The organism is Larkinella terrae, assembly GCF_009668025.1.
GTDB lineage: Bacteria > Bacteroidota > Bacteroidia > Cytophagales > Spirosomataceae > Larkinella > Larkinella terrae.
This window is the reverse complement of the sequence record NZ_WJXZ01000014.1, coordinates 115,369-126,914: the sequence shown is the minus strand read 5'-3', so window position 1 is coordinate 126,914 and position 11,546 is coordinate 115,369. Positions and strand designations below refer to the sequence as shown.

Genomic DNA, 11,546 nt, shown 5'->3' with positions numbered 1-11,546 from the left:
ATTTTTAGTAGCTTTCCACACTCGCCTGCTCAGGCGCATCGATCCGAACGCTTTCGGTCTGTTTTGAAATCATGCTGAAATTTTTCCTGAAGCTGCTGGTGCTGGCGGTGGTGCTTTTGAGCATCAAAATCAGCCTTTGGACCTACCTGCACACCTTCAGAATGAAACAGTTTGACGAAAGCAGTTACAAACTCGATTCGCTCCTGAAACCGATGCGGCACCGGATCAACACGGTTTTTGTGGGTTCCAGCCGGACATCGCACAGTTTCAATCCGGCGGTTTTTGATTCGGTTACGCATTATCAAACGCGTTCGTTCAACCACGGCCTCAGTGCCATGTTTGCGCCCAACACGTTTGCCGAATGCGAAAAGCTCCTGAAAATGGACGGTTTGCACCTGAAAACCATCTTTCTGGAATTATCTTTTCCACCTACGCTCACGCACGAAGACCCATTTGGGCGGGATAACCCGTTGAATGACATTGCGTTCAGGAACAGCCATTTCCTGCGGGAAACCCAGTCCGGACACGAACAGGTACAAAAGGGTATCTCGATTTACGATTCCTTCCTGAATCATTTTTTCATGCTCCGAAGCTCGGTTTACCTGTTTGCCCTGGCGATTGTTCGGGACAATCCGGAGAATTACATCATGACGTCCACCGGTTTTCGGTATTTCCGACCCGGTGCGTTTCCGAGCCGGTTATCCAATAAAATACGGACGAGCTCCCCACCCGATACCGCTAAAATTTCCCACCAATTCACTGATAACGAGCGGCTTTACATCGACCAATTGATGCAGTTGGTGAAGCAGTGCAATGCAGCAAATGTGGCTATCTACTTCTATTTGCCCAATCGGATGATGCAGGAGGAGCAACAAATCCTGCCGAACGTTTACGCGGCTCTCCCCGACCGCTACCGGATTGCCGTTCCCTTTCATCGGGCATTCACATCGCCCTTCCCCGCCGATTGTTCCGACGACGGCAAACACCTGAACCGGAAAACCGCCACCCGCTACACCCAAAGCTTTGCCCGGGCTTTCCTGCAAAAGGCGCCGGTCGTTGCTGCTCAATAATCCGGCATCGATTTTTATTTCGGCTTGATAGGCGGGTATACTTTGGCTACATTTGCGGCTTATTGAACCATTTGAAGAGTATGCTTCGATCTCATACCTGCGGAGAAATTCGCATCGAACACGTTAACACACAAGTTATTCTCTGTGGCTGGGTCCAGCGTATCCGCGACAAAGGGGGTCTGATCTGGATCGACCTGCGCGACCGCTACGGCCTGACCCAACTGTTGCTCGAAGAAGGAAAAACCGACCCGGCAACCATCGCCCTGACCCGCACGCTGGGTCGGGAGTTTGTTCTGAAAGCCACCGGCGAAGTGATCGAGCGCAAATCCAAAAATCCTAATCTGCCAACGGGTGACATCGAAATCCGGCTGGAAAAGCTGGAAATATTGAATCCGGCCAAACTGCCGCCGTTTCTGATTGAAGACGATACCGACGGTGGCGACGACCTGCGGATGAAATACCGCTACCTCGATTTACGCCGGAATCCCGTTCGTAAGAATCTCGAATTGCGGCACAAAATGGCGCAGCAGACGCGGATTTACATGGACGGCCAGGATTTTATTGAGGTCGAAACCCCGGTTTTGATTAAATCGACGCCGGAAGGTGCCCGCGATTTCGTGGTGCCGAGCCGCATGAATCCGGGCGAATTTTACGCCCTGCCGCAATCGCCCCAGACGTTCAAGCAACTGCTGATGGTATCGGGTTTTGACCGGTATTACCAGATTGTCAAGTGTTTCCGGGATGAAGACCTGCGGGCCGACCGCCAGCCGGAATTTACCCAGATCGACTGCGAGATGTCGTTCATTAAGCAGGAAGATATTCTTCAGATGTTCGAAGGCCTGGTGCGGCACCTGTTCAAAAACGTGATTGGTCTCACGCTGGACGAAGTGCCCCGCATGACCTACGCCGAAGCCATGCGCCTGTACGGTTCCGACAAACCGGATACGCGTTTCGGGATGTCGTTTGTTGAGTTGAAAGGCGCTTTTGACACCGTGGATCTGACGTCAGGGAAAAACTTCGTCGTGTTCGATTCAGCGGAGCTGGTGATCGGGATCAACGCCAAAGGCTGCGCCCATTACACCCGCAAACAGGTAGACGAACTCACGGACTTCATCAAACGCCCCCAGATTGGCGGAAAAGGATTGATTTACGTCCGGTATAACGAAGATGGAACGATCAAATCATCGGTCGACAAGTTTTATTCGGAAGAAGACCTGAAACATTGGGTGGTTCAGTTCCAGGCCGAACCGGGTGATTTACTGCTGGTTATGTCCGGCGAAACCAATAAGGTCCGGAAACAGCTGAGCGAATTGCGGCTGGAAATGGGCAGTCGGCTGGGTCTGCGCGATCCGAACCAGTTCAGCGCGTTGTGGGTACTGGATTTCCCGCTGCTGGAATTCGGCGAAGAAGAAAACCGCTGGTTTGCCATGCACCACCCGTTCACATCGCCCAAACCGGAAGATATTAAATTGCTGGAAACCGATCCCGGCGCGGTGCGGGCCAATGCCTACGACATGGTGATCAACGGCACCGAAGTGGGTGGTGGTTCAATCCGGATTTTCCAGCGGGATTTGCAGTCGCGCATGTTCGATCTGCTGGGTTTCACGCCCGAAGAAGCCAAGGCGCAGTTCGGTTTTTTACTGGATGCGTTCGAGTTCGGCGCTCCGCCCCACGGCGGTATCGCGTTCGGTTTCGACCGGCTTTGCTCCATTTTCGGGGGCGCCGATTCCATCCGCGATTTCATTGCTTTCCCGAAAAACAACTCGGGCCGCGACGTCATGATCGACTCGCCGTCCGCAATTGCTCCGGCGCAACTGGACGAACTGCAGATTGCGGTCGCAAAAAAATAAGGAATAAAAAGTGCTTTACCGGAAAGGCGCGGGTTTTCGACCTGCGCCTTTCCGGTTTTATGATAAGTCCAGAAGAAGGGAATTAGAAAGCTTGCGGTTTTTCAAGGCAGCACCGGACGGGTACCTTTCCAGCTCAGTTTCTCGTTGGACAGCAGCCAGGTGCGGCCTTTGTCGTTGTTGCCCTGGTAAAACAAATACGTCTGGTGGTCGCTGTCTTCAAAAATATGCGGGTGTCCGGATTCGCTGGCGTTCCAACTGCCCGGTGCCCCGTTTTTCAAAAAAGGGTCGGTCTGCATCCGTTCCCAGTGGAGTCCGTCCCGGCTGTGGGCGATGCCAATCTGCTGCGGCCAGTTGTTGTAAGCCCCGGCGTAAAACATCACCAGTTCGCCGTTTCGCTCGATCACCGAAGCACCTTCAATGCACTCTCCTTCCCAGGCCAGCTCCGGTTTCAAAATCGGACCTTCGGTCGAAAGTTGCTGCCACTCCTCGCGGTTGAATGACGTTTTCAAGGGGGTAACGGCCACGCCCAGAATCTGGTTTTTATACGCCGGATCGCGGGTAGCAAAATAGAGAAAATACTGGTTTTTAAACCGGTATACTTCCGCATCAATCGCCCGACCGCAGTTCCACGCGCCCGTCGGGCGGAAAATCGGGTTGGTCGCGTTACGGGTAAAATGAACGCCATCGTCCGACCACGCATGGCAGATCGCATCTTTCGGGCCGCCCCCGTAGGTCTGGTAAAACAGATGAATTTTGCCGTCTTTCAGCAAAGCGCCGGGCGCACAGATGCCTGCTTTTTCGTAATCTGCCACGGGCGGAATTTCCGCAATTTTCTGCCAGTCGATCAGGTTCCGGCTTTCGGCCACGCCAATGCCCCAACCGTGCTTGACACCGCTGGAATCAGTGTAGGCCGGTATGGAAAAATACAGCAGGTAACGCCCCTTAAATTTGACGACGTGGGGATCTTTGGCGTAAGGCCGGCCCAGCCGGGATTGGTCGCCGTACATCATTTTTGGCGTAACCTGGCGAAAAACCGCTTCAGGGCGCAGCCAGCCACTGCTGATGGTCAGCAACATCACCAATCCGACGGCCAACGCAAAGGTGTATCGTTTCATCGTTTGTAAGTTCCCGTCAACGAGATTTTGACTAACTTTTCCGGAGTTAGACAGGCAAGTTAAGGCTTATCGGGTACAATTAATTTTGTAAGTACATATCTCCAAAATAAAACCAGAGCCCGACAAAACACGCCGAACTCTGGTTTCCATTCTACCTTAATTACTAATGATGTTAAAACAATTTCTCATTCGGCGGCTTGATGCCTTTCATCCGAATGTAGATCGTTGCCTGGCCCCGGTGGTGAGTCTGATGCTCAAACGCCTTGGCAAAAACGGTTTCGCGGGACATTTCACGCGGTCCCATCTTGACGTTTTCGGCCAGTTGGGCGTCACTCAGCCCCTTGATGCCATCCAGCACGAAGTCGTAGCTATCCATGACAGCTTTCGTCAGAGCGGCTTTTGTTTTTAATTCGTCCATTGCCTCCAGCTTTTTTCCCTGCATCGGATTGGCTTTTCCGGTAGCGGCTGCAGTAAAATTGTAGTTGGCAGCGGTCAAATGCAGCATTTGCTCAGCAAAGCTCCGGATTTCGGGCGTTGGTTTGTAGCCCATGCCGTCTTCCGGCATCGCGTCCAAATACTCCTTGGTGAATTCTTTCGCGCGTGTCCACTCCGTTGTCATCTGGGCAACGGTTTTAGGGGCACTCAGAAAAGCGCTGAAACTCATCCAGAGCATCAGGGCAAGTGCCGTAAATCCAATTTTTTGTTTCATGGCGAAGGTTAATTGTTTGAGTACCAAAGATAAAACCGCTAAGCAGGTTTGCAAGTGCGAATACGGGATTTCTACTTAAGGGCGGTTCATAAAATAAAATTAGAAGTGGGAATGTAAATTGGATTGCTTTTTCGTTTAAAATGTAGTGCGGAAACTCAACAACAAATAGCTATGCTTTTACCTGCGGAATACGCTCGTTACGAAAAACACCTGAATCTCCCCGAAATCGGCTTGGAAGGCCAATTGAAATTAAAACAGGCTCGTGTGCTGGTCGTTGGCGCAGGTGGGTTGGGTTGTCCGGTTTTGCTTTATCTGACGGCGGCAGGCGTGGGTACCATCGGCGTGATCGACCCGGATACGGTTGCCGTCAGCAACCTCCAGCGGCAGGTGCTTTATACCACCGAGCAGGTTGGAAAACCCAAAGCGACAATTGCCGTAAATTCACTCAAAAAAATAAACCCGGAAATCCGGTTTAATGCCTACGCTTACGCCCTCGATCGCTCGAACGCCCGCACGCTGATCGACGAGTACGATCTGGTGGTCGACTGCACCGACAACTTCACCGTTCGGTATCTGGTCAACGACGTCTGTGTGATGCAGGAAAAACCGTTTATCTACGGTGCCATTCACCGGTTTGAAGGACAGGTAGCGGTTTTGAATGCCCGGCTGGCGGCTTCGGATGTTCAGCCGGAAGAAGTCCGTCGCGGACCCACTTACCGGTGTTTATTCCCCGAATTCCCGAATCAGATGGAGATTCCCAATTGCGCCGAAACGGGCGTGATGGGCGTTTTGCCGGGTGTGATCGGGACGTATCAGGCCAATGAAGTTATCAAACTGATCACGGGCATCGGTCATTTGCTAAGTGAAGAATTGCTGATGGTGGATTTGCTGGCGATGTCGTTCCAGAAAATCCGGGTTCGCCGTCGGCTCGATGCCGAAGCAGCCGCCCAGAACGGCTGGGAAGAAGGCCAGCGGATTGCGGTAAAAACCGCCGTTCGCCAGTCCATTACCGCCCTGGAACTGGCCGATCGGCTGGCGCAATCGGAAGATTTTTTCCTGCTCGACGTCCGCGAGCGGCCCGAATACAACATCTGCCACCTCGACAATGCGGTTTTGATTCCGGTCAACATCATTGCCAACAACGTCAAACGCATCCCCACCGACCGGCCGGTCGTGGTATACTGTCACCATGGCATCCGCAGCCAGTACGTCATCGATTATCTCCAGAAAGAATTCGGCTTCACCAACCTCATGAACCTGCAGGGCGGCATCAACAGCTGGGCCCGCGACGTGCAGCCGGAAATGGAGGTGTATTAATATTGGATGGCTAAAAATGGCTAGATGGTTAAAAATGGTTAAATGGTTTCCTACTCGACCAGCCATTTAACCATTTTTAACCATCCAACCATCAAAACCATTCAACCATTTTTCAAGAAACCGCCCTCCCTAACTCTAAAAATCCGGTTTGAATTTCGTAACTTCGCGTCATGCAAAAGACCGAAACGCTCGAAGACTTTTACCAGATCAAATTCAACTGGCTGCCCGAAAACCTGCAACAGGACCGGGGACATTTCAACGTGTTTCGGCTGGAGGACTGCGTTGGTCAAGGCAAAGAACCGGTCAACTACAGCCGCCGGGATTTCTACAAAGTCACGCTGATTCGCGGACGAAATGTTTACCATTACGCCGATAAAAGCCTGGATATCAACGGTCCAACGCTGATGTTTTTCAACCCGCAGGTGCCGTACAACTGGGAAGCCCTGTCCGACGACATCGGCGGTTTTTTCTGCATTTTCAGGGAAGCTTTCTTTACCGAAAAATTCCGGGGCAACCTGAGCGAATTACCCATGTTCGCCATTGGCGGCAAACCGGCTTACGTTCTGAATGAAACGCAGGATGAACAGGTTAGCCAGTTGTTTCGGAAAATGCTCGACGAAATTGGCTCGGATTATCCGTATAAATACGATCTGCTGCGGAATTACCTGATGGAGTTGATCCATTACGCACTTAAAATGCAGCCAACGGAAACGCTGTATCAGCAAACCGACGCCAAATCGCGGCTCACGGCGGTTTTCAGCGAATTGCTCGAACGGCAGTTTCCCATCGAGTCGCCTTCCCAACGGTTCAAATTGCGATCGGCGAAGGATTTTGCCGACCAGCTTTCGGTCCACGTCAACCACCTGAACCGCTCGATTCGGGAGACCACCGGAAAAACGACGACCGATCACATTGCCGAACGACTCGCCAGCGAAGCCAAAGCGCTGCTGAAACACACGGACTGGAATATTTCCGAAATCAGTTATACGCTCGGTTTCGAAGAACCGGCCCATTTCAACAACTTTTTCAAGAAACAGACCCACCTGACACCCTCCGCTTTCCGGACTGTTTGAATTTTGCAAGTATCGGTTTGAAAACCGCAATGCTTCGCCCGCCCGATGCCCCTACTTTTGTCCCATCATTAAACACACAAAATGATGAGCACACAGAAAGTATGGTTTGTTACCGGAGCCTCTAAAGGTCTGGGACTTTCATTGGTAAAACAGTTGTTGAACGGCGGGTATAATGTTGCCGCCACGTCCCGGAATCTCGACGACCTGCGCCGGTTGGTCGAAGCGCCTGCCGATCGTTTTCTGCCGCTGGCCGTTGATCTGAAAACCGAGTCGAGCGTGGCCGACGCGATTGCCCAAACCGTCGGGCATTTCGGGCAAATCGATGTGGTGGTGAACAATGCCGGATACGGTTTGCTGGGCAGCGTCGAGGAACTGACCGACGAAGAGGCCCGCGAAAATTTTGACGTCAACGTTTTCGGTTCGCTGAATGTGATCCGGCAGGCGCTGCCACACCTGCGGGCGCAGCAATCCGGGCATATTTTCAATATTTCTTCCATTGGCGGTTTTACCGGTGCCTTCCCCGGTTTCGGGATTTACTGCGCCACCAAGTTTGCCGTCGAAGGATTTTCGGAATCGCTCGCTACGGAAGTTAAATCGCTGGGAATCCATGTAACCGTGGTTGAGCCCGGCTATTTCCGGACGGAGTTTCTGACGTCCGGTTCGCTGGCCGTTCCTAAAAACCAGATCGATGCCTACCGGGAGGTCCGCGATTCGCAACAGGCGCACCAGCAGCAGATCAACGGAAATCAGCCGGGTGATCCCGAAAAAGCCGTTGCCGCAATCATTCAAATTGCATCGGAAGCCAATCCGCCCCTGCATTTATTCCTGGGACAGGATGCCTACGATCTGGCTTATGGAAAGATTGATGCCGTAAAAAGTGATCTGGAAACCTGGAAAGAACTGACGGTTTCGACCGGTTTTGAAACCGAACGTACTACAGCCTGATCAATGCAAAATGCCAAACCCGTGGGCTGTGTCTTCCTCTAAAGTAGATGCACCTCTTTTCTAGTCGCGTAGCGACCGAATGTTTATAGTATAATTCTCTAAGCACATCCCTTTTGGTCGCGTAGCGATCGAACACGCGCCTTTTGTTCGATCGCTACGCGACCTAAAGCAGTGGAACCGGGTTCATTTTCTACCAACATTCGGTCTCTACGTGACCAGAAAGAAGGTGCATCTTTAGATGAAGCCACTGGCACGGTGGACGGAAAAACAGACGGTTTCAAAGCCGGTTTTTAGGTCCGGGAGGATTCAACAACTTCCTGGGGCTCAGGAACCGTTTTTTTCCTGCGGTTTCGTTCTATCCAGTAATACAAAGGCGGTAACAGAAAAGGTGTAAACAGGAGCGTCGAGGTCAAACCGCCGATGATAACCGTCGCCAGCGGACGCTGCACGTCCGAGCCAATGCCCGAAGAAGTTGCCGCCGGAATCAAGCCGATGATCGCGACGATCAGCATCATCAGAATAGCCCGCAACTGCTCGCCCGACGCGTGGGCCACCGCCATTTTAAGCGGCATTTCGCCGGTTTCGCGCTCCCGGTTGATAGCGGCAATCAACAGCACACCGGCCATGACCGACAAACCGAAGAGGGAAACAAAACCGACCCCAGCCGATACATTGAAGTTATAGCCGCGCAGCAGCAAGGCCGCAATACCGCCCGCCAGCCCGAACAGCACGCAGACAACCGTCATCAGCGCGTAACGAACCGACTGGAAAAGCAGGAACAAAACCGCCAGCACAATCACCACCGTCAGCGGAATGGCCACCGTCAATTGCTTGCCCGCCCGTTCCAGGTTCTCGAATTGACCACCGTAAGCCACCGCATAACCGTGCGGCAGCGTCACCTGCTGCCGGACTTTGCGCCGGGCTTCGGCCACAAAACTCCCCTGATCGCGCCCCCGGATGTTGGTCCGCACCGTGACGAGCCGTTTGCCATCCAGTCGGTAGATATTCGTCTGTCCGTCAATCAGTTGCACATCTGCCAACTGGCTCATCGGAATCAGGGAACCGCCCGGCGACGGAACCTGCAGGCTGCGGATCACGTCGATGTTATTGCGGTTTTCGGGTAAATACCGCACCACAATGTCGTAACGCCGGGGTCCGTCGTAGAGTGTGCTGATCACTTTTCCGCCAATGGCGGCTTCGACCATCGTCTGAATCGCGGCCACATTGATGCCGTAGCGGGCCACCTGCTGGCGGTTGATATTGATGCTCATCTGCGCCTGGGGTCCCTCCTGCTCAATACCGGACTCGGAACTGCCGTCGATGCCGCGCACAATTTTCAGCACCTGATCGGCTTTGGAACGCAGGAGCGTCAGGTCATAACCGGTCAGATTGATCGCCAGATCGGAGGCCGAACCCGTCACAATTTCCGTCACCTGATCGATAATAGGCTGACCGAACGACAGGTTGGCACCGGGCAATTGCTCTTCCAGCTGGCTTTTGATCGTCGTCAGCAATTGCTGCTTCGTCGTGTCGTGCACCCAGCCGCTATATGGTTTCAGAATCATCAGAATTTCGGTCCGGTTGGCCGGAAACGGGTCCGTTCCGTCGTCATTCCGCCCCGATTGCGTAACGATGCTTTCGATCTGGGGATGCTGCGACGCCACCCGACGAATCACCGGGGCAATCTTCTGGTTTTCCGTGATGTTCGTACCGGCGGGCAGGAACGAGCGCATGAAAATCGATCCTTCATCCAGCGTCGGCAGGAACTCCGTACCGATGCGAACGCCCAAACCGATGACGATGAGCACCACGGCCAGGCCGCCGAAAAAAACCGCTCGGGGGTTCTGCAAACTTCGCAGGACCATCCGAACATAACTACCCTGGATGCGTTCAAAAACGGTTTTCCGCTTCTTTTTGGCGGGTTGAGCGGTTTCAACCTGTTTCCGATACACGAACGTCATCAAAACCGGGATCAGGGTCAAGGCAAATAACATTGAGCCAATCACGGCGAAAGCCAGCGTCAGCGCCATCGGCGAAAAGAGTTTTCCCTCCACGCGCTGCATGGTCAGAATCGGTAAATACGCCAGAATGATGATGGTCACCGCAAAAAAGATTTCCCGCCCAACTTCGCCCGCCGATTCAATGGTCAGGGCCACAATGTTTTTCCGGTGTTTTCCCGATTCCGCCGTCCGATCGGCCGCGTGTCGGTATGAATGAATCAGGTGAGCCGCCATTACGCAGGCACCGTCGACAATAATCCCGAAATCGATCGCACCCAACGACAGCAGATTGGCCGGAATACCGGTCAGTTTCATCAGGATAAACGCAAACAACAGCGAAAACGGAATGGTAATGGCCACCACCAGCGCCGAACGAATGTCGCCCAGAAACAGCACCAGAATGATGACGACGATGGAAATACCTTCCAGCAGCGTGTGCGATACCGTTTCGAGGGTGTAGTTGACCAGCGTCGAGCGGTCGTATATAATCTGTAATTTGACGCCTTTGGGCAGTTCGTTGTCCTGCAAATCGGTAATCCGCTCCTTGAGTGCTTTCAGAACCTCCGTCGGGTTTTCGCCCCGGCGCAGCGAGACGATTCCTTCCACCCCGGAATTGACGTCAACGCCCTTCACCGGAATCGTATAGCCCAAAATTCCCTGCGGCTGGGGGGGCGCCACCTCAACGCTGGCGACGTCGTGGATGTAAACCGGAACGCCGTTGATGGTGGTCAGCACGATGTTGTCGATGTCTCTGGCTCGCTGAATCGCGCCCAGACCGCGCACCGCAAACCCCTGCCCACCGCGTTCGACGATGCTGCCGCCGGTATTCAGGTTATTGGCCTGCACGGCCTGAATGATGGTTTCCATCGTCAGGTTGTATTTCCGCAAGCGATCCGGCGAGGTCAGCACGTGATACTGTTTGACGGGGCCGCCGAACGTCACCACGTCGGCCACGCCCGAAACCTGCGTCAGCGCCGGACGGATGACCCAATCCTGCAAATCGCGGAGCTGCATCGGCGAAAAGGTCGGCGGAGCTTCCACCACGTAGCGGTAAATCTCGCCCACCGCCGTCGTCAGCGGACCCAGTTCCGGCGTGACGCCGTCGGGCAATTCCGCAGCTGCCAGCCGTTCAATGACTTGTTGCCGGGCAAAATAATCGTTCGTTCCGTCTTCGAAATTGAGCTGCACGACCGCCAGCCCGAAGATGGTGCGCGACCGGCGGGCAATGACGCGGGGCGTATTGTTCAAGGCCCGTTCGAGCGGAATTGTGACCTGCTGTTCCACTTCCTCAGCCGCCCGACCGGCGTATTGCGCAATCACGATGACGTTCGTATCGGCAATGTCCGGGTAGGCCTCAATTTTCAGAAACCGGAAACAAACCAGCCCGGCCGCCATCAACAACAGGGCCGCAATGACGAAAGCGGTGCGGTTGGCGAGGGCAACCTTTAGTGCGTTCTGTATCATACG

8 protein-coding genes are annotated in these 11,546 nt (G+C 53.6%); 5 read left to right on the top strand and 3 right to left on the bottom strand.

What is annotated here, in order from left to right:
• The first annotated feature begins 71 nt into the window (after positions 1-71).
• Positions 72-1,070 carry a hypothetical protein gene (locus GJJ30_RS22585; RefSeq protein ID WP_154177466.1) on the top strand — a complete coding sequence of 333 codons (999 nt, stop codon included), beginning with the start codon at positions 72-74 and terminating at the stop codon, positions 1,068-1,070.
• A gap of 80 nt (positions 1,071-1,150) precedes the next feature.
• Positions 1,151-2,920, top strand: coding sequence for an aspartate--tRNA ligase (gene aspS, locus GJJ30_RS22580; protein ID WP_154177465.1), 1,770 nt, complete (start codon positions 1,151-1,153; stop codon positions 2,918-2,920).
• Between the two features lie 101 nt (positions 2,921-3,021).
• On the opposite strand, the gene GJJ30_RS22575 is transcribed toward aspS, so the two are convergent.
• Both GJJ30_RS22575 and GJJ30_RS22570 read right to left on the bottom strand, forming a co-directional pair.
• Positions 3,022-4,035: a family 43 glycosylhydrolase gene (locus GJJ30_RS22575; protein ID WP_229313357.1), complete on the bottom strand. Its 1,014-nt coding sequence runs from the start codon at positions 4,033-4,035 to the stop codon at positions 3,022-3,024.
• A 172-nt stretch (positions 4,036-4,207) separates the two neighbouring features.
• On the bottom strand, positions 4,208-4,744 hold the full coding sequence (locus GJJ30_RS22570) for a DinB family protein (RefSeq protein ID WP_154177464.1): 537 nt from the start codon (positions 4,742-4,744) through the stop codon (positions 4,208-4,210).
• A gap of 171 nt (positions 4,745-4,915) precedes the next feature.
• Here GJJ30_RS22570 and moeB point away from each other — a divergent pair, with 171 nt between their 5' ends.
• From moeB to GJJ30_RS22555, 3 genes are all read left to right on the top strand, one after another.
• Entirely contained in the window at positions 4,916-6,061 is a 1,146-nt protein-coding gene (moeB, locus tag GJJ30_RS22565; protein ID WP_154177463.1) for a molybdopterin-synthase adenylyltransferase MoeB, read from the top strand.
• Positions 6,062-6,231: 170 nt separating this feature from the next.
• Complete coding sequence (locus GJJ30_RS22560) at positions 6,232-7,134, top strand: helix-turn-helix domain-containing protein (protein ID WP_154177462.1); 903 nt, start codon at positions 6,232-6,234, stop codon at positions 7,132-7,134.
• 84 nt (positions 7,135-7,218) lie between these two features.
• The gene (locus GJJ30_RS22555; protein ID WP_154178693.1) at positions 7,219-8,079 is read left to right on the top strand and encodes an oxidoreductase; all 861 of its coding nucleotides are present in this window, start codon (positions 7,219-7,221) and stop codon (positions 8,077-8,079) included.
• A gap of 290 nt (positions 8,080-8,369) precedes the next feature.
• Here the strand turns inward: GJJ30_RS22555 and GJJ30_RS22550 are convergent, their stop codons facing one another.
• On the bottom strand, positions 8,370-11,543 hold the full coding sequence (locus tag GJJ30_RS22550; protein WP_154177461.1) for an efflux RND transporter permease subunit: 3,174 nt from the start codon (positions 11,541-11,543) through the stop codon (positions 8,370-8,372).
• Between the last annotated feature and the right edge of the window lie 3 nt (positions 11,544-11,546).

Coding starts and splice junctions, on each gene's coding strand:
- GJJ30_RS22585 (WP_154177466.1), top strand. CDS start 72: ATGCTGAAATTTTTCCTGAAGCTGCTGGTGCTGGCGGTGGTGCTTTTG.
- aspS (WP_154177465.1), top strand. CDS start 1,151: ATGCTTCGATCTCATACCTGCGGAGAAATTCGCATCGAACACGTTAAC.
- GJJ30_RS22575 (WP_229313357.1), bottom strand. CDS start 4,035: ATGAAACGATACACCTTTGCGTTGGCCGTCGGATTGGTGATGTTGCTG.
- GJJ30_RS22570 (WP_154177464.1), bottom strand. CDS start 4,744: ATGAAACAAAAAATTGGATTTACGGCACTTGCCCTGATGCTCTGGATG.
- moeB (WP_154177463.1), top strand. CDS start 4,916: ATGCTTTTACCTGCGGAATACGCTCGTTACGAAAAACACCTGAATCTC.
- GJJ30_RS22560 (WP_154177462.1), top strand. CDS start 6,232: ATGCAAAAGACCGAAACGCTCGAAGACTTTTACCAGATCAAATTCAAC.
- GJJ30_RS22555 (WP_154178693.1), top strand. CDS start 7,219: ATGAGCACACAGAAAGTATGGTTTGTTACCGGAGCCTCTAAAGGTCTG.
- GJJ30_RS22550 (WP_154177461.1), bottom strand. CDS start 11,543: ATGATACAGAACGCACTAAAGGTTGCCCTCGCCAACCGCACCGCTTTC.